We start from the raw sequence: 24633 nt of genomic DNA, 5'->3' as shown, positions 1-24633 counted from the left end.
CTTTATTTACATACTAAGCACTCTGACCGCCATCAATCACAATCGATGCACCGTTGATAAAAGAAGCATATTGACTGCAAATAAAAAGGATCGGATGAGCAATTTCTTGACTTTCACCAGCTCGTTTTAATGGAATCATGTTGTCAATGATTTGATCCATCGGCCCACCTTCTGGCATCATCTCTGTATGGATCAAACCAGGTAAAATACTATTTACCCGAATGCCACGGCTACCGAATTCTTTGGCCATTGAACGGGTCAATTGCAAAATTGCTCCTTTTGATGCACAATAGGTAGCAATACCTGGACCGCCATTTAACGCTCCAACCGAAGAGATATTGATTATATTCCCTGATTTTTGCTTCAACATGTATTTTAAGACTAATTTGGATAAATAAATATAACTTCTTACATTTATTGTAAATACTTCTTCATATTCTTTTTCCATGTCGATCTGCTCAAAAGCAAAAGATTTATAAACACCAGCATTATTAACAAGCACATCAATTTTTCCATATTTTTTGACAACTTCCTCAACTAAATGATCCATACTAGAATCATCACTTACATCTGTTTGAATAAAGACTGCTTTTCCACCATTTTCCTTGATTTTTTCTACTACTACTGTTCCTTTATCTTCTCTACGTCCACAAACGATAACATCTGCGCCAGCTTTAGCAAATGCTTCGGCCGTTGCTGCACCGATTCCTGATGTTGATCCAGTTACGATAACGACTTTACCTTCAAACGAAATATTCATAGTTAATCCTCCTTTTTGATTATTGTATCTTATTGATATGAATATATCACTAAAAGGAACGAATGTAAAAAACTACGATCGAATACTATAAAAATTGAAAATAGTATCTAAAAAGTTAAGAACGGCTTTCTTTCTCTGCCTATTCGCATTGAAATAAAGAAGGAGGGTTTCTATATTCTTGTTTATCAGAGGGATATTTCTTTCTTTTTTTTCAGATTGTTGTTAGATTTAATGTATCATTACTCACTCCCTTTTAATGTGTAATAGTTAGAAGAATAGCTCTTTTTTTAAATGTAAAATCCTAAATTTAGCGTTAGTTTCAGAAACTTTATTGTGCTTTCTTTTGAAAATTAGGAAAGAAAAAGCTGCTTTCTGAAACTTTTTTATCTATTTTAAATGGATGACCAAGGAGAGGAGCAATCAGATGTCTAATGAAAAAAATAAGTTAGAACAGTTCAAAAATGGTGAAAATTTTTATAGTCAACAATATTTTGGTTCTCACCCAATTGTTCGGGGAAATCAAAATGGGTTTGTTTTTAGAGTGTGGGCGCCTAATGCACAAAAAATTTGGCTAGTAGGAGATTTTAATGGCTGGGATCAATCTTTGCCTATGAAAAAAGAGGAATCAAGTGAGGTCTGGGAAATTTTTACCTCGATACCAAAAGAAGGCGATTTATATAAATATTTAGTAAAACAAGCAGATGGCAGAGAAATTTATAAGGTTGATCCTTTTGCTAATTTATTCGAGAAACGACCGAATAATGCATCAATAATGTATACAATACCTGAAAAGAAGTGGCTTGATGAACAATGGCGGCGAAAGAAGAAGGATTATTTCAAACAACCATTAAATATTTATGAAGTTCATGCAAGTTCTTGGCGATGTGAAGAGGATGGAACGCCTTATACCTTTAAACAGTTAAAAGACACACTGATTCCTTATGTGAAAGAAATGGGTTTTTCTCATATTGAGTTTATGCCTTTGATGGAGCATCCTTTGGGAGAGTCTTGGGGCTACCAGTTGATCGGTTATTTTGCATTAAGTTCGTATTATGGTACACCAGCTGAGTTTCAAGATTTTGTGGAAGCCTGTCATATGAACGATATCGGGGTTTTGATTGATTGGGTACCTGGACATTTTTGTATTAATGATGATGCGTTAGCTTATTACGACGGAACGTCGCAATTTGAGTATGATGATCCAGTTCGTGCGGAGAATATTCGTTGGGGAGCGCTTAATTTTGATTTAAGCAAACCCCAAGTTCAGAGTTTTCTGATTTCCAGTGCTTTGTATTGGATAGAAACATTTCATGTTGATGGTATACGCGTAGATGCTGTTTCGAATATGCTTTATCTTGATTATGACGAGGGACCTAGGGTTTGGAATCAAGAGGGAGGCAATCGTAATTGGGATGGTTTTTACTTTTTACAGAAACTAAATGCCGTTATCAAACAGACTCATCCAGATGTAATCATGATAGCCGAAGAAAGTTCGTCAGAAACTAAAATAACTGGAAGTGTTGAAAGTGGGGCTTTAGGTTTTGATTACAAATGGAATTTAGGCTGGATGAACGATACACTACGTTTTTATGAAATGGATGCTGCGTTTCGGAAATATAATTTTCGCCTTCTTACCTTTTCGTTTATGTATATGATGAATGAAAAGTACATTTTACCATTGTCTCACGACGAGGTCGTGCATGGAAAAAGAAGTTTGATGCATAAAATGTGGGGAGATCGGTACAAGCAATTCGCTCAACTTCGTAATCTATATGTCTATTTGATGACTCATCCTGGTAAGAAGCTTCTGTTTATGGGATGTGAATGGGGACAATTTTTAGAGTGGAAGTCAAATGAAAGCTTGGAATGGATCGACCTCGACGATGTGATGAACTTTAGCATGCAGCATTTTATCAAAACACTTAATCGGTTTTATAAAAAGGAAAAAGCCTTGTGGGAATTAGATCATGTGTCTGAAACGATTGAAATTATCGATGCCGATAATAATCAAGAAACCGTATTAAGTTTTATTCGAAAAGGGAAGGATGAGAAGGATTTTTTGATTATTATCCTGAATTTTTCCCCAATAGAAAGGCAAAATTTTGTAATCGGTGTACCGTTTTCTGGAATCTATGAGGAAGTACTAAATACTGAGATGCAAGAATTTGGCGGTACTTGGACTGAATCAAATCAAATAAGCGTAACGAGAAAAGAGTCTTTTAAACAATTTGATTATCAAATCCAGACCATTGTACCTTCTCTAGGAGCTATTATTTTAAAGCCAAAAATTATTGATACGTGAATAAAAGAACGAAAATCAATTTAAAAAAGTTAAATAGTCAAATCCTTAATTTTAGAAAAAAGATGAATTTTTGAAAGGGGGCAGGGTGGAATTTCACCCGTAGTAGATGAGAACAGAAATGCTTGCAATGATTTTAGCCGGAGGACAAGGAACACGTCTAGGAAAGCTAACGAAGAAGATCGCTAAACCTGCTGTGCCTTTTGGGGGAAGATATCGAATTATTGATTTTACGTTAAGTAATTGTATTAATTCAGGCATCAAAAATGTTGGAGTCGTAACTCAATATCAGCCACTTGCGTTAAATAATCATATTGGAAATGGAGCAAGTTGGGGCTTAGATGGTATTGATTCTGGTGTCACGATTTTGCAACCTTATTCTAGTTCAGATGGTGAAAAATGGTTTGAAGGAACCGCTCACGCTATTTATCAAAATATTTCCTATATCGATCAAATGGACCCGCAATATGTATTGATTTTATCTGGAGACCATATTTATAAAATGAATTATGAAGAGATGCTGGAAGAACATATTGCAAACAATGCTTCATTGACCGTGGCGGTTATTGAAGTGCCACTTAAAGAAGCTTCTCGTTTTGGGATCATGAATACAGATGAAAATAATCGAATCATCGAGTTTGATGAAAAACCAGCAGAACCAAAGAGCGACTTGGCTTCGATGGGGATTTATATTTTTAATTGGGGACGTCTGCGAAATGTCTTGTTGAACAACTATTCAAAAGACGGACAAATGCTTGATTTCGGAAAACATGTCATTCCTTCTTACTTGGAGGCTGGTGAAAATGTTTATGCTTATCACTTTGATGGTTATTGGAAAGATGTTGGAACGATTGAGTCTTTGTGGGAAGCCAATATGGAATTTATCAGTTTGGAAAATGAACTGCATATGCGGGATAAAAGTTGGCGCATGTTTTCAAAAAATACCATTTCTCCGCCTCATTTTATTACAGAAACCGCCTCTGTTAGCAATTCATTAGTCGTTGACGGCTGTTATGTAGCAGGTACGGTCATAGACAGTATTCTTTCAACGGATGTTCAGGTTAAGGTTGGTTCAACGATTGAAAGTAGTGTGATCATGCCAGGTGCGACAATTGGGAAAAATGTTAAAATCAAAAATGCGATTATCGGTGAGAACGCGATCATTGGGGACAATGCCGTAGTTTATAGAGAAAATGATATTGAAGTGATTGGCTATTCTGAAGTGATAGGGGTGCAAAGCGATGAGGACTAAAAAAATGTGTGCGATTTTAGGGAATGTATCAGAGTTTCAAGGATTATTACCATTAACTGAAGAGCGACCTTTAGATACCCTGCCTTTTGATTGTAAATATCGATTGATTGATTTTCCTCTTTCAAGTATTGCCAATGCGAATATCAATTCAATTTTTATGATATTCAACGATAGAGGAACTCGTTCTGTTTTTGATCATATCGGCGGCGGTAAAGAATGGAATTTAGATTCGTTGAAAAACAGCTATTTTGTCTATTTCTACCAAGATTTCTTAAAGCAAAAAGCACAAGGGTTACCTTATTATTCTGCAATCATCGATTATCTTGAAAAATCGGAGTCTGAATATACGGTTTTCTTGGGTAGTAACATGCTTTGTGCCATTGACTTACGAGCTGTTTTGAAAACACATCAAAAACAAAAAAACAAAATGACTATGGTGTACAAACGGATGGAATCGGAAAAACTATCAGCAGATAATCGAATCATTCAAGTCGATAAAACGGGTAATGTAGAAACCATTCAAGCTTTTGACCAAGTTTTAGAAAAAGGAGAACGATTGAACCTTTCTATGGATATCTTCATTGTTCAAACGAAGTGGTTGATCGAACAATTAATAATCGGTCAAAAAAATGATAGTTCGACAAACTTGATTGAATTTTTAGGTGAAAGAATGGCAGAAACTCAGACGACAGCCTATGAGTATACAGGCTATTTAAGTAATATAGATGATGTTGCTTCATACTATCAAGCCAACATGGATATGCTCGATGCAAAAAAATTCAATGCTTTAATGTATACAAAACAGAAAATTTACACAAAACGTAAAAACGAAGTACCTACTTATTATTCAGAGGATTCCAGTGTGAAAAATAGTCAATGTGCGACTGGTTGTATTATTGAAGGAAGCTTGGATAGCAGTTTGATTTCAAGAAGAACGATCATTAAAAAAGGAGCCAAAGTGAAGCGAACAATCGTGATGTCCAACGCTCAAATAGAAGAAGATACAGTAATCGAATACGCTATATTAGATAAAAATGTCACAGTCAAGGCTGGTGTGAAAATTTCTGGCACAGCAAAACATCCTGTCGTGATTCAGAAAAATCAGATAGTTGAAACAGATGTTATTGGGGGAAATGAGTGATGAAGGTATTATATGCAGCCGCTGAATGCGCACCATTTTTTAAAACTGGTGGTTTAGGAGATGTAGCAGGTGCATTGCCCAAAGAATTAGTTAAAAAAGGGGCAAAACTTTCTGTTGTTTTGCCTTATTTTACTAAGATGCCTGAACGCTTTAAAGAACAATGTGAAGAGCTAATTAATTTTTATGTTGATGTTGGCTGGCGGCATCAATATTGTGGTGTTAAGCGTTTAGTTATGAACGATGTGGCCTATTATTTTATTGAGAATTCGTATTATTTTGATCGTGAAAACCTTTATGGGTATGATGATGACGGAGAACGTTTTGCCTTCTTCTCTTTAGCTATCATTGAGATGTTGGAGAAAATCGATTTACTACCTGATGTTATCCATGTTAATGATTTCCACACAGCGATGATTCCTTTTTTATTAAAAGAGAAATATCAATGGATCGAAGCATACCGTTCAATCAAGACGGTGTTGACGATTCATAATATTGAATTTCAAGGATCCTATAGTCAGGATTTATTGGCAGACTTTTTCGGAATGGAATTCGATCGTTATTATGATGGAGCTGCCCGTTTTGGGGATGGCGTCAATTACTTGAAGACGGGGATTTTATATGCAGATCAAGTGAATACAGTGAGCCCATCTTATGCAGAAGAAATAAAAACACCTGAATTTGGTTTTGGTCTAGATGGCGTTTTACGATTAGAACAAGAGAAGTTAAGCGGTATTTTAAATGGGATCGATTATGAGATGAATGATCCAGAGACAGATAAATCAATTCCTGAAAATTTTTCGATACACAATCTAGTAGGGAAAAAGAAAAATAAAGAAGCGTTGCAAACAAAAATGGCTTTGCCTATTCGGGCCGATGTTCCGCTGATCGGGATCGTCAGTCGTTTAACGTTTCAAAAAGGTTTTCATCTGATTTTAGATGATTTAGCGAAACTTTTGGAAAAAGATGTTCAACTGGTACTACTTGGAACTGGCGATCCTGGAATTGAAAATTCGTTCAACTCTTTTTCAGAGCATTATCCAACTAAATTTAAAGCGAAAATTACGTTTGATGTTGACTTGGCGCAACTGATTTATGCTGGTTCTGATCTATTCATGATGCCATCTGCTACAGAACCATGCGGATTGTCACAAATGATTGCAATGCGTTACGGGACCTTGCCGATCATCCATGAAGTTGGCGGCTTGAAAGATACTGTAATATCCTTTGATCCAGTAACAAAGACAGGAACAGGCTTTGGCTTTTCTGATTTTAGTTCCTATTACTTGTTGTATAGCACAAACATGGCGATTGATCTGTATTGGAATGATCAGAACACATGGACTCAATTGATGAAAAAAGCGATGAGAAAAGATTTTAGTTGGGAAAAATCAAGTCGATTATACATGGAACTATATCAAAAGATGGTTCAATCCTCTTAAATCGTAGGTGAAAAAATATCATTTTAAAATTACGATTGACGTTATAAAAAAAACAGGTTATACTTTTAGCGAGAAATGAATAGCCAAAGAAAGCCATAGAGGTGTTTTTGTGAGTGTAAGTATCTAACTAAAGGAAATGAATAGCTGAAGAATAAATAACCATTTTTTGATGGCTTCTTTAGCATACCTATGTTGATACCTATCTTAACTCATAAAAAAATACCTGATAGACTGCTGTATATCTATCTTTATTTATTAATTAGTGAGGGATGAAGGGACACTTCGTCCCTTTTTTGTTTTCCCAATCTATACGCAGCTAGAAGGAATTTCTTTGGTCTATTCAAAAGAAGATAGGTATCTCTTAAAAGAAAAGGAGATACCAATGAATCAAGAAACCTATGATAAAACACAATTTAATATGATCAAAGAAAAACTAATGACTTACGCGATCAGTTACTACGGAAAAGAGCAAATCAAACGTTTACAGCCAAGTAGTCGCTTAGACGTGGTTAAAAAGCGTCTACAAGAAACAGCAGAAGCAAAAGCCTTGCTACTAGCAAATCTACATGTTCCATTTATGGGATTAAACAATATTGAACATTTAACAAATCAAGTTGAAAAAGGGTTTATTTTAGAGCCAAATGAATTAGTCGGCTATGCAGATTTTCTTAGAAGTAGTCGTTTGATCCAATCCTTTATGCAAAAAAATCAATTTATCGCGCCACTTTTAGCTAGATACAGTGAATCATTGCTGCTCTTTTCTGATATTGAAGATGAAATCTATCAAGTCATTCGAAACAATCAAGTGGAGAATGATGCGAGTCGTGAACTTCGTAAAATCCGTCGTGCTATTCAAGAGTGTGAAAAAGAAATTGAACTGAAATTACATTCATTTCTTCGAAACGTGCAAAATAAACCGAAAATTCAAGAATCAATTGTTGTTAAGAAAAACGACCGTTACACCATACCGATCAAAGCAACATATAAAAACCAAATCTCAGGAACCGTCATAGATGCTTCTTCGAAGGGAACGACTGTTTTTGTTGAGCCGACAACAGTCGCGAAACTAAATGATAAATTATATCAGCTGAAAATGGAGGAAGCGACAGAAGTTTATCAAATTCTATCTTCACTGACGGGGTTGATTGCAGAGCAAATGATCTCGATCCAATCAAATTTAGAAGTAGTTGCACAATATGACATGATCTTTGCTAAAGCGAAATACAGTAGAGAAATCAACGGAATCGAACCTGCAATCAATCAAGAAGGAATCATTGAATTTGTTAACGTGAAACATACTTTATTAGCTGATAAGGCAGTTCCCTTGAATCTGTCGCTAGGAAAGGAATACCGCGGCCTGACGATTACCGGACCTAATGCGGGTGGGAAAACGGTTGTGTTAAAAACAGTGGGCTTGATTTGTTTGCAAACGATGATTGGTGTCCAAATTATGGCAGATGCCGGTACGAACATCGCTATTTTTGATCAGATTTTCGTTGATATCGGGGATCAGCAAAGTATTGAGAATGCTTTAAGTACTTTCTCAGGACACATGCATAACATCTCCGAAATTCTTGCTAAAACAAAACAAAATAGCTTGATTTTGCTCGATGAAATCGGTAGTGGAACCGAACCTAATGAAGGTGCAGCATTAGCGATTGCGATCATGGAAGCTTTTTACAAAAAGGGTAGTATTCTTATAACGACAACCCACTATGGAGAAATCAAACGTTTTTCCGAGCAACATGAAGATTTTCTAACTGCTGCGATGGCGTTTGATTCAGAGAACTTAATGCCTAAATATCAATTGGTTTTAGGAAAAACAGGTGAAAGTAACGCTTTTTGGATCGCTAACAAGATGAATCTAGATGAACAAGTTGTTAAACTTGCCCAAAACTATTTACATGATCGCAACTATTCAACGAAAAAAGAAGGATCTTTTCAAAAAGTCAAAAAACAAAAAGAGCAAACGATTTTTCCAGCCTATGAAAAAGGAGATCGAGTTTTTTGGACGGAGAAAAAGAAAATTGCTTTAATATATGAGTTGATAGAAATGACAGATGATGTCGTAATCTACTTTGAAAACGAAAAAATAACCGTTCATAAGCGCCAATTAAAATTAGAGCGGCGCGCAAAAGACTTGTATCCAAAAAATTATGATTTAGATTCCTTGTTTGACAATTATCATGAACGCAAGAGACAACGAGATCTTGAAAGAGGCTCTAAAAAAGCCCATAAGAATTTAAGAAAAGAAATGCAGAAAAGACAAGAGAAAGAAATGATAGAGGATAATAATTAACTAGTTTTAGTGAGTCCAACTGCTTTTTGACCGTATACTCATTGTAATAGATCGTTAAATAAAAAAATCAAAACAGTCTCCCTTTTAGAGTCAGAGTGAACAACTAACTTTAAAGGGGGAATTTTGTAAAGTCGATTACTAAGCATCAATCATTTTTCTGTAAAAGACAGAACTTTGGATTTTTGTCCGCTATTTTCGTTTTATAAAAGAATAAATTCCATCTTTCAAAGTTTTCAACCTCATTTTTCAATGGTATAATAGCCACGGAGGAATATGTCGAATGAATGAAAATCAATTATCAAAACGTTTAGCACGTGTGGGAGAACTAGTCCCTGAACAAAGCCGTTTAGCAGATATCGGTTCTGACCATGCGTATTTGCCTGTAGCATTAGTTTTACAAAAAAAGGTTGCTTTTGCGGTAGCTGGAGAAGTCGTATCTGGGCCTTTCGAAGCTGCCAAAAAACAAGTGCAAAAAAATGGACTGAATAATCAAATCACTGTGCGCTTAGCAGACGGCTTAGATGCTGTAGAAGAAGCAGATAAAATCACGGCTGTCACTATTTGCGGCATGGGTGGTGTTTTGATTCGTGATATTTTGGAAGCTGGTTGGACGAACCAACGACTGCAAGGCAATGAACGCTTAGTTTTACAACCAAACATTGGTGAAAAGCCATTGCGTGATTGGTTGACAGTTCATGGTTATACAATTATCGATGAAGATATTTTAGAAGAAAATAATAAAATCTATGAAATTATCGTAGCTTGTAGGCAAGAAGTAAGAGTTGCTTATTCTGAAAAAGAGCGTCTTTTCGGGCCCGTTTTACTAAAAAAACAGTCTTCTATTTTTCAAAAAAAGTGGCAGGGTGAACTAAAACAACGTGAAACTATTTTAGCGCAACTAGCCAAAGCTTCTGGTGATCAGCAAGTGAGAATCCAACAAATAGAAAAAGAAATCACTGAGATCAAGGAGGTTTTATCAAATGAGTCTTGATGGCAATGTATTTATTGAACGTTTTGAAGCTTATTGTCCCCAGTGGCTCGCAGAAGTAGGAGATCCTGTCGGGTTACACATCGGTACATTGAATAAAAAACTAAATCGAGTTTTAGTAACATTGGATGTACGTCCAGAAGTAGTGGCCGAAGCTATCGAAAAGCAAGTTGACTTGATCATTGCAAAACACCCGCCTATCTTTAGACCAGTGAAACGCTTAGATACAGATGATTTACAAACGAAAATGTATGCGGACTTATTGAAGCATGATATCGCCGTTTTTGCAGCACATACCAATATGGATATTATAGACAATGGATTAAATGATTGGTTTTGTGAACTTTTAGGGATAGAAGATACGACTTATTTAACCAAAACCCATACTGTTGGCTATAAAAAATTAGCTGTTTTTGTTCCTGTAGAAGATGCAGCGAAGATGCGCAAAGTGTTAGGTCAAGCAGGGGCCGGACTTCAAGGGGATTATGCAAATACAAGTTATTCATTGATTGGAACAGGCAGATTTACACCCGTTACTGGGGCTAATCCAACCCTTGGTGTGGTCGGCAAAGAAGAAACTGTTCAAGAAGCAAAAATCGAAGTGATTTTTCCAGAAACGATCGAAACAAAAGTAATCAAAGCAATGTTAACAGCACATCCGTATGAAGAACCAGCCTATGATATGTATCCAATAGAAAACATAACTAAAGAATATGGTTTAGGACGAGTTGGCCATTTAAAACAAGCTCTACCTTTAAATGAGTTTGTCTCTACCATAAAAAAAGTATTCGATTTAGAGGGTTTGCGAATTGTCGCGGAAGATGAAACAAAAATGATTCAGCGCGTTGCAATTTGCGGGGGCAGTGGTGAAAAATTTTTCCGCGATGCCATTAAAAAACAAGCAGATGTCTATATCACAGGAGACGTCTATTATCATACAGGACATGATATGTTGACAGAAGGCTTGTCTGTGATCGATCCAGGGCATTATATCGAACAATTATGCAAACCTAAGTTGGTCGAACTATTCAATCAGTGGAAAAAAGATTATAATTGGGACATAGAATTTATCGAATCTGAGGTAAATACGAATCCGTTTAAATTTAGATAATGTGGAAAGAAGGAACCGAACAATGTATGAGAATTTATTACCGCGTTTTTTACGCTATGTAAAAACAGAAACACGCTCTAATCCTAAAAGTGAAACGACCCCTTCAACGCAAACCCAAGTTGCTTTTGCACAAACGTTGAAAAAAGAGTTGGAAGAAATCGGTATGACCGATGTTGTGTATAACGAAACAAATGGTTTTGTGATTGCTACTTTGCCAAGCAACATAGACAAAGAAGTACGTTCAATTGGGTTTATTGCTCATATGGATACGGCAGATTTCAATGCCATTAATGTCAATCCACAAATCATTGAAAATTACGACGGTGAATCAACGATCAAACTAGATAAAGAAGGAAAATTCACATTAAATACAACTGATTTTCCTAATCTAAAAAACTATGCTAATCAAACGTTGATCACAACAGATGGCACAACACTTTTAGGTGCAGATGATAAATCTGGTATCGCTGAAATCATGACAGCTATGGAAATTTTGATCAAAAATCCATCGATCAAACATGGAACGATTCGTGTCGCTTTTGGCCCTGATGAAGAAATTGGTGTTGGCGCGGATAAATTTGACGTAGAACAATTTAACGTTGATTTTGCTTATACAATGGATGGCGGTCCAGTGGGCGAGTTACAATATGAGACATTCAACGCGGCGCAAGCTGAAGTAACGATTCAAGGGAAAAATGTCCATCCTGGAACAGCCAAAGATACAATGATCAATGCCATACAATTGGCAATTGATTTTCAGAATCAATTACCGCAAAATGAAGTACCCGAAAAAACAGATGGTTATGAAGGATTTTTCCATTTAGCACAAATGAGTGGTACTCCGGAAGAAGCGAAAATGACGTACATTATTCGTGACCATGATCGTGAGAAATTTGAAGCCCGCAAAGCGTTGATTCTTAAAATTCAAGAAATCATCAACCAACCATTTGATCAAGAACGAGTTAAAATCGATTTATTTGATCAATATTACAATATGGGTGAAGTGATCGAAAAAGATATGAGTATTATTGAATTAGCGAAAAATGCGATGATTGAACTTGACATCGAACCTTTGATCGAGCCTGTACGTGGCGGAACAGATGGATCTAAGATTTCTTATCTAGGTATTCCAACGCCAAATATTTTCGCTGGTGGCGAAAATATGCATGGTCGCTTTGAGTTTGTTTCATTACAAGCTATGGAAAAAGCAACGGATGTTATTGTAAAAATTGCAGAATCTAACGCTAAGTAACGATTGTGACTAGTTATAATAATAGTAAAATTTTAAAATAGGGAGTAAAGTTACAGGTAGTGACTTACTTCCTGTTTTTCTGTCAAAGCTAGACGAGCGTGCTCACTTTTAAATTGGAAGGAAATGTGATGATAATGGAAAATGTAATGATTCTTTTTAATGAAACATCGGGTAAAGACAAAGGGAGAGAATTAGCAGAACAGTTTGTAGAGTATGCAAAAAATCATGGCCAAACAGATACACATTTTCTATTAGAACAAGTTGGTCCAGATTGTGATAGTAAAAAAACGGTTGAAAAAGCAAAGGCTGAAGCTATCGATACCCTGATTTTTATTGGCGGGGATGGTACGATCAACCATAATGTTGAAGATTTCAAAGAAGAATTACCTCATCTAAAAGTTGGCTTATTGCCAGGTGGAACCGTTAATAACATGGCGAGAGTTTTAGGAATCCCTATGAAATTTGAAGCAGCTGCAGATGTGATTTTAGGTGGTGTTACTAGGAAAATCGATTATGGTATGATCAACCAAAAAGTGATTGTTAGCACAATGACAATCGGTATTTTAGCAGATACTGCGGCTCGAATCAGCCAAGAAGATAAACAAAAATATGGCAAGCTTATTTTTGTGAAGAACTTTTTCAAATTGCTTGCTAAGAAAAAACGTTACCGCTTAGATATCAAAACAGAAAAAGAGCAATGGCAAGGAAAAACTCAGTTAGTTACCGTGACCATGACGAATTCTGTTGGCGGTTATACGAATTTTGATGATTCAGCTTCTCCAGATGACGGGTTGTTTCATTTAACTATTTTACCGAAATTAAACTTTTTTAAATTAGCATTTTATCTACCTAAAATTATTCTAGGAAAAATTTATGAACTTCCTGATATCAAGTATATGACGGCAGCCGAAATAAGGATTAAAAGTATGAATGAAAAAAAAGTTGGAACACGCGTGGATGGTGATCCAAGTGAAGATTTACCAATTCAAATGAATGTAGTCAAGCATGGTCTGACTGTTTTTGTACCGGAATCATAGAATCAAGATTTTCTAAAATTATTGAATTAACTTTACAGCCCTTGTTCTTTCAAGGTATTCTATTAAGATAAGAGAAAGATTTTGGAGGAAGAGGTATGACAGGTTTGTTGAAACATTTGCCGTGGGTTTATTTACTCATTGTAAATTTAGTTGAATTTATTATGATGTATCTTGATAAACAGCGAGCTAAAAGGGGAAAGTGGCGAATACCAGAATTCGACCTTCTATTCATAGGAGTGATCGGAGGAGGGATTGGCGGTTTGCTAGCTCAGCAACTTTTTCATCATAAAACGAGAAAATTGCGCTTTTATTTTTTCTTTATTTTTGGTACACTTGTGGCTATTGCAATTATTTGTTTTAGTTATAAAAAATAATCGTGAATTCAAATTTAGTGGGGAGAAACTATGAAAAGCAATTCTAAAACAAAAGTTTTCCTAAATATCGGCTTGTTGGCCATTTTTATTGCGGTGATCATCTATGTGATGGATAATTCTCTAAGCGATATATTTGCGCAATTAATGGAAACAAGTTGGATCGTTGTCGCTCTAGTTATTTTGTTAGGCGTTGTTTACCAAATCGTTGAAGGGCGTTCTATTAAAGAAATTGCTTCTTATTTTCAGAAAGATTTCACCACAAAAGATGGTTTTTTTACTTCTTGCTATGTTGCCTTTTATCGTGTCATTTCATTTGGAACAGGGACATTGCTTTCTGAAATTTATTTTTATAAGAAAAAAGGACTAGCGGTTTCCCAAGGAGTTGGCGTAACAGCATTGCATATGATCATGTATAAAGTTGCTGTTATTTTTTTATCAGTACTTGGGTTGATTTTCCAATTTTCTTTATTTTATGAGCGTGCACCCAAAATGATTCCTTTTATTTTAGTGGGTGTCGGATTGACGTTTGCAATTATATTTTCGTTACTGATTCTTTCAAGTAGTATCAACCTTCAAGTGATGTTAATAAGCTGGACCAATAAGCACTTTAAGCGGAAAAAATTACGGGATTGGGTAGATAAATGCAATTTGCAAATTTATTCGTTAAGAGAAACTGTTCAGACAATTACAAAAGATCGTTCAGCCATGATTCGCATATTTGGTTGGAATGTAGCAAAGTTACTTTTTTGGTATGTGATTCCATATGTTGTATTGGTTGAAAACCATCCGAATATCGATTTTCTTTTAGTCCTTTCCTTTACCAGTTTTTCCGTTATTTTGTCTGGTGTATTTCCGACTCCAGCAGGAATTGGTCCGTTTGAATTTGTTTATTTATTACTATTTAAACCGTTAGTGGGAACTGTTGATGCAGTCTCATCACTGCTGCTATATCGTTTTGGTAGTTTTGTTTTACCATTTTTGATTGGTTTTATTTATGTCTTGGTTCAAAAAAGACGAGAGATAAAATTAGGACTTCATGCGGTTAGAGAAGAGAAAAAAGAAGTATAAGTAAGAAGAATATTTTTGAAGAACCCAACGAAACATGTATCGTGGGGTTCTTTTTTATTTGTACAATCTCTTTATTAGAGTTATTATTGATATGTAAAGAATATATATAGGAAGGTGAAAATATGAGTAAAAAAATTACGACAAGCGAAGGACAACCAGTAGCCAATAATCAACACTCACAAACTGCTGGTAAAAGAGGGCCAGTATTGATCCAAGATGTTCATCTTTTAGAAAAGTTAGCTCATTTCAACCGCGAAAGAATTCCTGAAAGAGTTGTTCACGCTAAAGGAGCTGGTGCTTTTGGCGAATTTGAGCTTACTAATGATATGAGTATGTATACAAAAGCCGGACTTTTTAATGGTGTAGGTAAAAAGACAAGAGTAGCGATTCGCTTTTCTCAAGTAGCAGGTGAATCAGGGTATATCGATACGTATCGTGATGTCAGAGGTTTTGCAGTCAAGTTTTATACGGAAGAAGGGAATTATGATATTGTAGGCAATAATACGCCGGTATTTTTTGTCAATGATGCTTTGAAATTTCCAGATTTTATCCATTCTCAAAAACGTGATCCAAAAACACATTTACGCGATCCTTATATGCAATGGGATTTTTGGGCTCACTCACCAGAATCTGTACACCAAGTAACAATTTTGATGGCTGATCGAGGAATTCCAGCAAGTTATCGTACGATGCATGGTTACGGCAGCCACACGTTTAAATGGGTCAATAATCAAGGAGAAGCTTTTTGGGTGAAGTATCACTTTAGAACAAACCAAGGGGTGAAAAATTTAACGGATGATGTTGCTGCACAGATTGCATCTGAAAATACGGATTATTTAACAGATGAATTATTTCAAGCGATTGAAACCGGTGACTTTCCTTCATGGACACTTTGTGTGCAAATTATTCCTTATGAAGAAGGTTTAAACTATAAATATGATTTATTTGATGTAACCAAAGTTGTTTCACAAAAGGATTATCCGTTGATCGAAGTGGGTAAGATGACATTGAATGAAAACCCTCAAAATTATTTTACAGATGTTGAGGAAATTGCTTTTTCACCAGCTAACTTGGTGCCTGGGGTAGAAGTGTCACCTGATAAGTTATTGCAAGGAAGATTATTTGCCTATAAAGATGCAGCGCGCTATCGCTTAGGCGTTAATTATGATCAATTGCCTGTCAATAAACCAATTAATGAGGTTAATAATTATGAACGAGATGGTTTTATGCAAGGAAATAATCCAGGTGGGGCAGTTAATTATGAACCGAATAGTCAAGGTGGACCAGTCCAAGACGAATCTGCAGCGATTACGCCATTTGATGTAGAAGGACAGGCAGCAACTTATGAATATGGTGAAGACCATTATTCTCAAGCAGGTGATCTTTATCGTTTGATTCCAGAAGATGAAAAAGAACGCTTAGTTCAAACAATCAAAAACAATTTAGGTCAAGTGGATAATCGAGAAATTCAAGTTCTTGAAATCAAACAATTCTATCAAGCGGATAAAGATTATGGCTCCAGAATCGCTGAAGCTTTAAATATACCAATAGAAGAAATTCAATAGTTTTAGGTATGTCTTTTAGAAAAATAGAATAGAGTAATATAACTCTATGGAATGTTCAAGATCATTTCATAGAGTTTTTTCTTTTTCGAGTACAGACTTTTTGCAAAAAAAATTATTGAACTTTTTTCACGACTAGTGTACTATTTAACTAGAACACTAGTGAAGGTTAAAATCAATTGGAGGTAGAGTCATGGATTTCCATACAGATCGGCCGATTTATTTACAAATTATGGACTTTATCATTCAGCAGATCGTTTCTGGAAAGCTTGAGCCGGGAGATAAAGTTAAAGCTGTAAGAGAGATGGCGGTCGAGTTAGCTACAAATCCAAATACCGTTCAACGTGCGTTGCAAGAATTAGAGCGTGAGGATATTTTATTTTCTAAACGTGGATTAGGTCGTTTCGTAACAGAAGATACTGAAAAAATTGCTCAATTACAAAACCAGGCAGTTGGCCAAGTAATCGAAAATTTTTTAGCAGAAATGAAAAAATTTGGTTGGGCAGATGAACAAGCTAAACAGTTATTGGGAGAGTATATTGAAAGGAAGAAATAACCATGAAGGAATTAGTTAAGATTGAACAATTGAGTTATCGTAAGGGAAGGAAACAAATTTTTAATCAGTTGAATTTTTCTGTTTCATCAGGAAAAATCATTGCACTGATTGGGGAGAATGGCTCTGGAAAAACAACGATCATGCGCTTGCTTTCTGGTTTAGCTTTGAATTGGAAAGGTCAGATTTTAATTGATAACTGTGTCGTTGGGACAAAAACGAAGTCTTTTGTGGCTTATTTAGAAGATCAGAATAATTTTCAATCTAACGTGCAAATAGAAGAGGTCATTTCATTTTATGCACGTTTTTACTCAGATTTTGATAAGCGAAGAGCTTACGAATTATTGCGATTTATGAATTTGAGTGAGTCAGAAAAAATAGGGAACTTGTCAAAAGGAAATACAGAAAAATTTGCTTTAAGTATGACGTTGGCTAGAAAAGCAAAATTATATTTATTAGATGAACCATTGAGCGGAGTAGATTTATTATCAAGAGAAAAAATCATACAATCATTGTTGCAGTGGTTTGACGAAGAAAGTACCATCATTATCACTACGCATCAGTTAAGAGAAATTGAAAATATTATTGATGAAGTAATGTTTTTACGTGATGGTCAGATCATACTTCATGAATCTTTAGAAACAATCAAAGAAGTAAAACATAAAGACTTAGAAGATTTGTATCGAGAGGTGTACGAAATATGATTAAGCTATTTCGGTTATTTTTCTCAAAGACACTTATTTTAGTTTATAGTGTTACGTGTCTTTTGACAATCTTCTTAGGGCTTGTAAATGTATATAACGTCAAGCAACAATCGACTGATTTTAGTGCAGCATTTTTAGCTTTTTCGATCATGATTTTTTTGCTGCTCTTTTTTGTACTAGAATCTAATCGCATTTATCAATTTTTTCGGGAAACTGACTATCGATTACTGCCAATTAGTACAGGAAAACTGTATTTTTATAACGTTATTTTCAGTACGATCGTGGGATTTGTTTTTTTCATAGGAAATGCGTTTATTGGAGTGGTGGTAAATTATACGATAATTAATATACCATTTGATCTATGCACAACGTGGATCGAGGGAGTGGCTGCAATTGTTGATATAGTCGTTTTATTTTTAGTGGTACAATTTTTAATTTTTATTTACTCTGCGAGTAAGCAGTTTATCCAAAAGAGATTTCGTTGGATAGTTGAAATCTTATTATTTATAGTCTTTATGATTTTAATGGATCATTTTTCAGGATTTGACTTGGGCATCTTAAAAGGGCTTGTGCGGAATACTTTTGGTCTGAAGCAAGAAATCTATTTTCGAGTAATGTTGCAATTAGTAACGGCTTGTCTTTATTTTAACCTAAGCATCTGGCTAATTAATCGGTATGTGGAAGCGGGGGATAAATAAATGTGGCAGTTATGGAATGAATATAGGAAAGAGAGCCGTTTGTTTTGGATGTTTAGTAGTTTTTCATTTCTACTTCTCAGTGGTTTTATGATTTATAAAGTAGGATTTCAACAAATGCATTTTCAAGGAATTGCTCAATTTGTATTGATTATGGTGTTTTTCTTTCTATTCGCTCATTTTATCTGGGAAATGTATCGACAAATCAAAGTTTGGAAAAAAAGTCAGTATCGTTTACTACCAATCAGTGAAGCAAAATTTTATTTTAGTAATATTCTCTTTAGCTGGATTACAACCATATTCTTCATGTTTTGTTACTATTTGTGTCTTGTCGGGTTAGTTTTTATTTTGGATAAACAAGCAGATATGGCAAATTTTCAAGAGTATTGGAAACATCTTTTGATTGCCAGTTATTTTTTCTTTTCTACATCAATTTATGTCCAGTTTGTCTATTTATTAAGCAGTCTGATTAGCATGAATGCGCCTGTTAGATTGCAAAGAGTATCAAAATATGTACTCTTTCTATTTTTGTTTGCGGCAGAAGTCATCGTCAGCGATCAACTATTAAATGGTTACAAAAAAATCGCATTTATTGATAGTCATCAGTTTAAAATTACTGTAGGGTATGTTCCGTTGTATTTAGAAGATCTAATTTTTGATGGATTTTTACTTGTGATTAGCTGTGTGGTTAGTATTTTTATTTTGAAGAAATATATTGAAGCAGAAAGAAGGTAAATCATGGAAAATAAACAAGTATTAGAAGTAAAAAATATTTCAAAAAGTGTCGGCAAAAAAACAATTATTAAAGATGCTTCATTTAATGTTAAAAGTGGGAAAGTAACTGGTTTATTAGGACCTAATGGAGCAGGGAAAACAACGATTATTCGGATGTTAGTAGGGCTAATGAGTCATGATGCAGGATCGATTCAAATCGACGGTCAATCACTTTCTACAAACTTTAAAGAAGCAATGGCTCACGTCGGTGCAATTGTTGAAAATCCTGAATTTTATAACTATATGACGGGGATGGAAAATTTAAAACAGTATGTTAGGATGTCACCCAAACCAATTACAGATGATGAATTAATTCAGGTGATTCACAGTGTTCATCTTGAAAATAACATTGATCAAAAGGTCAAAACTTACTCTTTAGGCATGCGTCAAAGATTGGGTGTAGCGCAAGCTATATTACATCAACCAGATTTGCTGCTTTTGGATGAACCGATGAATGGCTTGGATCCAAAAGGCATGCGCGAGTTTCGGGAAATGATCCAGGCGTTGAAAAATCAAGGGGTCGGTGTGCTGATTTCAAGCCATCAATTAAGTGATATGGAATTGTTATGCGATGATTTAGTGATCGTTCAAAAAGGAGAAATTACCTATGTTGGACCGATGAATAACCAAGAAGATGAAAACAAACTGATTTTATTGTTAGAAACTGATCAGCAACAAGCTGCCCTAAGCTTCTTAAAAGAGCAAGAATATAGCGTGAATGTCGATGGAAACTATTTAAAGATCGAATTACTAGAAGATACTAGAACAGTTTTAGTCAAACAATTGGTAGATAAAGGTATTGGAATCAAAGAGTTAAAAGTACACGTGGATTCTCTAGAGGAGAATTTCCTACGTTGGACAGAAGATGGAGGATTATAACATGAGCGTGTTGATAAAAAATGAATGGTTAAAACTGATCAAGAAAAAATCTTCTTGGATCATGTGGATCATGTTAGTAGTAATGACCTTTGCGATCACATTGTTAGTAAGATCAACGGCCAAGTCTCCAAGTGGAGATATTATGATGAAAGCAAATGATTTATTTGCGAGTTTGACTGAAATGACTTCATTTCTCAATTTATTCGTAGTAGTAGTTGCGGCTTCGATCGTTGCAGAAGAATTTAGTCGGGGAACAATCAAGTTTTTACTGATCCGACCCTTTACCAGAAGCCAAATTTTATTTTCAAAGTTTGTTGCTTGTTTGATTTATAGTGTACTTGGAACAGTGATTTTGTATATTAGCAGCCTTGTTTCCGCAAATTTATTGTTAAGCGCTCAGTCTCCTTTAGCTGTTGTGAAAGGTTATCATGGTTGGAATGCTTTAACTGTTGCTGGTGCATATGCTGGAGCTAATCTGTTATTGATTTTATTGTATATCACAATTACATTATTTATCTCAGCTGCAGTACGTTCACAGAGTTTAGCTGTGGGTGTTGGGCTAGGTGTTTTATTTGGAAGTAGCATTATTAATTCATTTTTGAATGTTGTAATCTCAAAGCATCAATGGCTGAAATGGAATCCGTTCAATATGCTGAATATCAAAAATACAGTCATGGAAAATACTGACGCTGTGAGCAATTATCCGGGTTACTTGAATTTTTGGCAAATGGCTGGTGGGATTTTGGTGTATAGTATGATTATCTATCTTGTGATGCAGCTATTATTTAAAAAGCGGGATGTTTCGTTAAGCTGATTCTTAATAGCCATATTCTAATGTTAATGAGAAAATATAGAGGGAATATAAAATAACGATGGAGACTAGAACTTTGTTTTATCAAGGTTTTGGTCTTCTTTGTTTTAGAAAGAGGAATAATTTATTAGAGGACATGGGCGTTCTCGTTTTTTATCTAATAAATTGCTGATAAAATCAATATTTATGCATGTGAAAGCTTGTTTAAACTCTTAAAAATGATTATGATTAAAAAGATATTTTATACTTAATTATGATTAGGAGTGTTTTGATGGAACAAAAGCAAATGCGATGGTTTACCGTTGGTCTGATTGCCTTTAACATGGTTTGGGGCTTAGGTAATGTCGTGAATAACTATGCACAACAAGGAATCTCAGTTGTAACATCATGGGTTTTGATTTTGGTCTTATATTTTATTCCCTACGCATTGATCGTAGGACAACTTGGTTCAACATTTAAAGATAGCAGCGGCGGAGTTAGTTCGTGGGTTCAAAATACGAGTACAAAGCGTTTGGCATATTATGCTGCATGGACGTATTGGGTCGTACATATCCCGTATTTAGCTCAAAAGCCTCAATTAGTTCTGATTGCTTTTGGCTGGGCAATCCAAGGCAATGGTGATATTGTAAATAATTTCTCAGTTGTAGGAATTACCTTGATATCTTTAGCTATTTTCTTGATTTTCTTATTACTATCTACTAAGGGATTGATGACCCTAAAAGTCATTGGTGGAATGGCAGGAACTGCGATTTTTGCCATGTCCATGTTGTTTATCTTATTAGCAATTGGTGCGCCAATGATGAATTCGACTGTTGAATTCGCTACACCTCATATGGACAAGCTTAGTACGTATATCCCTAAATTTGATTTTAGCTACTTTACGACGGTTTCCATGTTGGTGTTTGCTGTTGGTGGAGCTGAAAAAATTTCGCCATATGTAAACTCAATGAGAAATCCAGCTAAAGAATTTCCCAAAGGAATGATTTTCTTAGCTGCAATGGTGGGTGTTTCCGCTGTATTGGGTTCATTTGCAATGGGGATGTTATTTGCAAGTAATAATATTCCAGAAGATTTAATGGCCAATGGTGCTTATACTGCCTTCCAATTGTTAGGTGAGTATTATGGTGTTGGTAACTTACTGATGATCATTTATGCGATCACAAACGGTATCGGACAAATTTCAGCTTTAGCCTTCTCAATCGATGCACCCCTACAAATTCTTTTAGCGGATGCAGATCCAGATTACGTTCCAGCAGCATTACGTAAGAGAAGTAAAAAAGGAACGTTAGTTAATGGTTATTTGTTAACAGGTATTTTAGTTAGTATCATCATCGTATTACCGATGTTTGGTATCGACAATATCAAAGAACTCGTGAAATGGTTGACTAACCTAAATTCTGTTGTGATGCCAATGCGTTATCTATGGGTATTCTTTGCATATATGATGTTGAATAAAGCGTATAAAAATTATTCATCGGAATACAAATTTATTAAAAATCCTAAAATTGCCTTTGGCTTTGGACTATGGTGTTTCTTATTCACAGCATTCGCTTGTATTTTAGGAATGGTGCCAAAAGTTGATTTTGCAGCAGATCCTAAAGCATGGTTCTTCCAATTAGCTTCTAATATTATCACACCAGTTGTGTTGATTCTATTAGGTATGATTCTACCTGCTTTAGCTCGTCGTGATAAAAAGAAAGCACAAATAAATTAAGAAGAAGAGAGGGCAATACTCAGTAAGTGAGTATTTTCCTCTTTTTTTATTTATTTTTAAAAGATTAGAACGATCTTTATTCACGAATTTTGAGGATAATAAGGCTATAATGAAACGCTTGGTTTATTTAAACTATTGCAAGTTTAATGGTTCTTATTTGACTTATTTTTCTTTTAATTTCATATATTTGTAAAAAAATGAGAACATTCTTTCCTTTTTATCGGTATAATGAAATAGAAGCCTGTTCTTTTTTAAAAAAAAATGATACGATTTATTCAGGAAAAAAATTGAGGAAGTGAGAACGATTAGTAAGCGACAACGTCAATCAGAAAAAGAAGAAAGATCAACCTACCTTTGTAAAGATGTTGATCCCGATTATCTTGGCCGTGAGATTTACGCCGATAATGTAGATACCCCTTATTCATTTTATTTAGTTCGAAAGTTAAATCTAGCAAAAGATTATCAAAATTTAGCGGAAGGCGAAGCTTTTTTTGATGCAATCTGTGATAGCTGGGATGCAACAGAAGAATTTGAAGAATTAGTAGTTAAAAAGATTTATATGTATGTTGAAACTGAAATCATGTATTATACATTACTGATGGGAAGTTTTGAACCAACTAGAAGAGAACTTCGTATGAACTTAAAGCAATGGTTTGAACAAATCGCTCTTGAAAAGAATGAACGATCTTTAGTCTATAAAGGCGAGCCAACATTGAACTCTGGAGAAGTACAGGGGATGATGAAGCAAATGCTTGAAACGTCGAATGAGATTTTTCGTCTACGCAAAATGATTACGGATTTAACGGATACGATCAATCAAGGTAAAATTGAGATGTATACGGCTAAAAGTGATCCGATCATTTCAAGAAGTATTCAAACGATTCATCTTAAAAGAGCGCAGCCATTAGTGGTTGAAGAGAATAAATCTGAAAAGAAACAATACTCTGACCTAGATGAATCTGTTGATGTTGAAGTCGAACTTGTTGATAAGTCAGCCATTGCGGAAACTGATTCCTCAGAATTTGTAGAACTAAAGGAAGTTGTAGGAGAAGAAGCAGAAAAAAAGTCGGAGAAAGAATTGGCGGAAAAACCAGTTCAAGAAGATTTCCCAGTAGAAGAAGAACCTATAACTTCGTCAATCCAAAAGCCAGAAAATAATGAACAAGCAAAAACAGAACGTACTTCAATGAAATTGAAACGTAAGCAAGTGAAGGTAGAAAAAATTAAGGACACAATTGAGCCTAAGGTAAAAAAAGAAACAACGCAAGAGATACCAAAGTCTCACCCATTAGATCTTGATTTGTTAGTATTCAAAAAAGGAAAAACACAAAAAGCAACTCCGAGTAATTGGCCGCGCTTTTCTAAACAACTAAAAGCAAGTAAAGCTCTGGAAGCACCGTCAAAAATACCAAATTTTTCAAAGAGTGAAATGGAAAACTTGGAAGACGAAATCTACTTGTGTTTCATGAACAAACGTATGCGTTTAGGGACGAAGAAAAATGCAGCCCAAAAGAAAAGAATTTTACGCTCTGAATTACTCGCTCAGATCAGTCAAGCTGAGTATTTAAACTATTCATGGGGACAAGTATTGAGACAGCGCAAGGAAGATGTCTTGATTTGCGGACGTTTAAGCTGTGGAGGGTTAGTCTCTTCTTTAGATGAATTTCTACAAGAAATGCGGGGAATAGCGTATAGCCGTTCTTTATTTGGTAAAAAAGTCCGCTGCTCAGTTGATCTTTTACGTCGTTTGGAAGGCTACATCTTAATGGATCAATATATGAAAAACCTAAGTATGATGCCGATTGAAAAGTAGTTAGTAGGCTAGAGTATAGTGAATTGAATTTTAATAGACTAGGGTAAAACTGTATAAGTTTTGCTCTAGTCTATTTTTTGTATAGGTAAATTATGTACCTCAACCAAA

The 24633-nt window shown here is 35.2% G+C and carries 21 protein-coding genes; 20 read left to right on the top strand and 1 reads right to left on the bottom strand.

What is annotated here, in order from left to right:
• Window positions 1-13: 13 nt before the first annotated feature.
• On the bottom strand, window positions 14-760 hold the full coding sequence (locus tag I583_RS08520) for an SDR family NAD(P)-dependent oxidoreductase (RefSeq protein ID WP_010760896.1): 747 nt from the start codon (window positions 758-760) through the stop codon (window positions 14-16).
• 424 nt (window positions 761-1184) lie between these two features.
• Between I583_RS08520 and glgB the strand changes: the two genes are divergently transcribed.
• The 20 genes from glgB (at window position 1185) to I583_RS08420 (ending at window position 24525) form a co-directional block, all read left to right on the top strand.
• The gene (glgB, locus tag I583_RS08515) at window positions 1185-3062 is read left to right on the top strand and encodes a 1,4-alpha-glucan branching protein GlgB (protein WP_010760897.1); all 1878 of its coding nucleotides are present in this window, start codon (window positions 1185-1187) and stop codon (window positions 3060-3062) included.
• Between the two features lie 106 nt (window positions 3063-3168).
• A complete protein-coding gene (locus I583_RS08510; RefSeq protein ID WP_034682860.1) occupies window positions 3169-4311 on the top strand; it encodes a glucose-1-phosphate adenylyltransferase in 1143 nt (380 codons plus the stop codon).
• On the top strand, window positions 4301-5452 hold the full coding sequence (glgD, locus tag I583_RS08505; RefSeq protein WP_034682857.1) for a glucose-1-phosphate adenylyltransferase subunit GlgD: 1152 nt from the start codon (window positions 4301-4303) through the stop codon (window positions 5450-5452). The genes I583_RS08510 and glgD overlap by 11 nt, the downstream gene beginning before the upstream one ends.
• A complete protein-coding gene (glgA, locus tag I583_RS08500) occupies window positions 5452-6891 on the top strand; it encodes a glycogen synthase GlgA (RefSeq protein ID WP_010760900.1) in 1440 nt (479 codons plus the stop codon). The genes glgD and glgA overlap by 1 nt, the downstream gene beginning before the upstream one ends.
• Window positions 6892-7273: 382 nt before the next feature.
• Window positions 7274-9190 (top strand): endonuclease MutS2, encoded by a 1917-nt coding sequence (locus I583_RS08495; protein WP_010760901.1) that lies wholly within the window; start codon window positions 7274-7276, stop codon window positions 9188-9190.
• A gap of 280 nt (window positions 9191-9470) precedes the next feature.
• Window positions 9471-10181, top strand: coding sequence for a tRNA (adenine(22)-N(1))-methyltransferase (locus tag I583_RS08490; protein WP_010760902.1), 711 nt, complete (start codon window positions 9471-9473; stop codon window positions 10179-10181).
• On the top strand, window positions 10171-11289 hold the full coding sequence (locus tag I583_RS08485) for a Nif3-like dinuclear metal center hexameric protein (RefSeq protein ID WP_010760903.1): 1119 nt from the start codon (window positions 10171-10173) through the stop codon (window positions 11287-11289). The genes I583_RS08490 and I583_RS08485 overlap by 11 nt, the downstream gene beginning before the upstream one ends.
• A gap of 22 nt (window positions 11290-11311) precedes the next feature.
• Window positions 11312-12541 (top strand): peptidase T, encoded by a 1230-nt coding sequence (gene pepT / locus I583_RS08480; protein ID WP_010760904.1) that lies wholly within the window; start codon window positions 11312-11314, stop codon window positions 12539-12541.
• A gap of 134 nt (window positions 12542-12675) precedes the next feature.
• Window positions 12676-13578: a diacylglycerol/lipid kinase family protein gene (locus tag I583_RS08475; protein ID WP_034682854.1), complete on the top strand. Its 903-nt coding sequence runs from the start codon at window positions 12676-12678 to the stop codon at window positions 13576-13578.
• A 95-nt stretch (window positions 13579-13673) separates the two neighbouring features.
• On the top strand, window positions 13674-13952 hold the full coding sequence (locus I583_RS08470; RefSeq protein WP_010760906.1) for a DUF1294 domain-containing protein: 279 nt from the start codon (window positions 13674-13676) through the stop codon (window positions 13950-13952).
• A gap of 30 nt (window positions 13953-13982) precedes the next feature.
• Window positions 13983-15020 carry a lysylphosphatidylglycerol synthase transmembrane domain-containing protein gene (locus I583_RS08465; protein WP_010760907.1) on the top strand — a complete coding sequence of 346 codons (1038 nt, stop codon included), beginning with the start codon at window positions 13983-13985 and terminating at the stop codon, window positions 15018-15020.
• 122 nt (window positions 15021-15142) lie between these two features.
• Window positions 15143-16585 carry a catalase gene (locus I583_RS08460; RefSeq protein ID WP_010760908.1) on the top strand — a complete coding sequence of 481 codons (1443 nt, stop codon included), beginning with the start codon at window positions 15143-15145 and terminating at the stop codon, window positions 16583-16585.
• Between the two features lie 190 nt (window positions 16586-16775).
• Complete coding sequence (locus tag I583_RS08455) at window positions 16776-17138, top strand: GntR family transcriptional regulator (RefSeq protein WP_010760909.1); 363 nt, start codon at window positions 16776-16778, stop codon at window positions 17136-17138.
• A gap of 2 nt (window positions 17139-17140) precedes the next feature.
• Window positions 17141-17839 carry an ABC transporter ATP-binding protein gene (locus tag I583_RS08450; protein WP_010760910.1) on the top strand — a complete coding sequence of 233 codons (699 nt, stop codon included), beginning with the start codon at window positions 17141-17143 and terminating at the stop codon, window positions 17837-17839.
• Complete coding sequence (locus I583_RS08445; RefSeq protein ID WP_010760911.1) at window positions 17836-18537, top strand: hypothetical protein; 702 nt, start codon at window positions 17836-17838, stop codon at window positions 18535-18537. Before I583_RS08450 ends, I583_RS08445 begins: the two co-directional genes overlap by 4 nt.
• The gene (locus tag I583_RS08440; RefSeq protein ID WP_010760912.1) at window positions 18538-19269 is read left to right on the top strand and encodes a hypothetical protein; all 732 of its coding nucleotides are present in this window, start codon (window positions 18538-18540) and stop codon (window positions 19267-19269) included.
• Between the two features lie 3 nt (window positions 19270-19272).
• Entirely contained in the window at window positions 19273-20187 is a 915-nt protein-coding gene (locus tag I583_RS08435; protein WP_010760913.1) for an ABC transporter ATP-binding protein, read from the top strand.
• A 1-nt stretch (window position 20188) separates the two neighbouring features.
• On the top strand, window positions 20189-21001 hold the full coding sequence (locus I583_RS08430; protein WP_010760914.1) for an ABC transporter permease: 813 nt from the start codon (window positions 20189-20191) through the stop codon (window positions 20999-21001).
• Window positions 21002-21269: 268 nt separating this feature from the next.
• Window positions 21270-22712 (top strand): amino acid permease, encoded by a 1443-nt coding sequence (locus tag I583_RS08425; RefSeq protein ID WP_010760915.1) that lies wholly within the window; start codon window positions 21270-21272, stop codon window positions 22710-22712.
• A gap of 295 nt (window positions 22713-23007) precedes the next feature.
• Window positions 23008-24525: a hypothetical protein gene (locus tag I583_RS08420; RefSeq protein WP_010760916.1), complete on the top strand. Its 1518-nt coding sequence runs from the start codon at window positions 23008-23010 to the stop codon at window positions 24523-24525.
• The last annotated feature ends 108 nt before the right edge of the window (window positions 24526-24633 follow it).

This window comes from Enterococcus haemoperoxidus ATCC BAA-382 (genome assembly GCF_000407165.1).
Classification (GTDB): domain Bacteria; phylum Bacillota; class Bacilli; order Lactobacillales; family Enterococcaceae; genus Enterococcus_L; species Enterococcus_L haemoperoxidus.
This window is presented reverse-complemented; position numbering and strand designations above follow the sequence as displayed.

Coding starts and splice junctions, on each gene's coding strand:
- I583_RS08520 (WP_010760896.1), bottom strand. CDS start 760: ATGAATATTTCGTTTGAAGGTAAAGTCGTTATCGTAACTGGATCAACA.
- glgB (WP_010760897.1), top strand. CDS start 1,185: ATGTCTAATGAAAAAAATAAGTTAGAACAGTTCAAAAATGGTGAAAAT.
- I583_RS08510 (WP_034682860.1), top strand. CDS start 3,169: ATGAGAACAGAAATGCTTGCAATGATTTTAGCCGGAGGACAAGGAACA.
- glgD (WP_034682857.1), top strand. CDS start 4,301: ATGAGGACTAAAAAAATGTGTGCGATTTTAGGGAATGTATCAGAGTTT.
- glgA (WP_010760900.1), top strand. CDS start 5,452: ATGAAGGTATTATATGCAGCCGCTGAATGCGCACCATTTTTTAAAACT.
- I583_RS08495 (WP_010760901.1), top strand. CDS start 7,274: ATGAATCAAGAAACCTATGATAAAACACAATTTAATATGATCAAAGAA.
- I583_RS08490 (WP_010760902.1), top strand. CDS start 9,471: ATGAATGAAAATCAATTATCAAAACGTTTAGCACGTGTGGGAGAACTA.
- I583_RS08485 (WP_010760903.1), top strand. CDS start 10,171: ATGAGTCTTGATGGCAATGTATTTATTGAACGTTTTGAAGCTTATTGT.
- pepT (WP_010760904.1), top strand. CDS start 11,312: ATGTATGAGAATTTATTACCGCGTTTTTTACGCTATGTAAAAACAGAA.
- I583_RS08475 (WP_034682854.1), top strand. CDS start 12,676: ATGGAAAATGTAATGATTCTTTTTAATGAAACATCGGGTAAAGACAAA.
- I583_RS08470 (WP_010760906.1), top strand. CDS start 13,674: ATGACAGGTTTGTTGAAACATTTGCCGTGGGTTTATTTACTCATTGTA.
- I583_RS08465 (WP_010760907.1), top strand. CDS start 13,983: ATGAAAAGCAATTCTAAAACAAAAGTTTTCCTAAATATCGGCTTGTTG.
- I583_RS08460 (WP_010760908.1), top strand. CDS start 15,143: ATGAGTAAAAAAATTACGACAAGCGAAGGACAACCAGTAGCCAATAAT.
- I583_RS08455 (WP_010760909.1), top strand. CDS start 16,776: ATGGATTTCCATACAGATCGGCCGATTTATTTACAAATTATGGACTTT.
- I583_RS08450 (WP_010760910.1), top strand. CDS start 17,141: ATGAAGGAATTAGTTAAGATTGAACAATTGAGTTATCGTAAGGGAAGG.
- I583_RS08445 (WP_010760911.1), top strand. CDS start 17,836: ATGATTAAGCTATTTCGGTTATTTTTCTCAAAGACACTTATTTTAGTT.
- I583_RS08440 (WP_010760912.1), top strand. CDS start 18,538: ATGTGGCAGTTATGGAATGAATATAGGAAAGAGAGCCGTTTGTTTTGG.
- I583_RS08435 (WP_010760913.1), top strand. CDS start 19,273: ATGGAAAATAAACAAGTATTAGAAGTAAAAAATATTTCAAAAAGTGTC.
- I583_RS08430 (WP_010760914.1), top strand. CDS start 20,189: ATGAGCGTGTTGATAAAAAATGAATGGTTAAAACTGATCAAGAAAAAA.
- I583_RS08425 (WP_010760915.1), top strand. CDS start 21,270: ATGGAACAAAAGCAAATGCGATGGTTTACCGTTGGTCTGATTGCCTTT.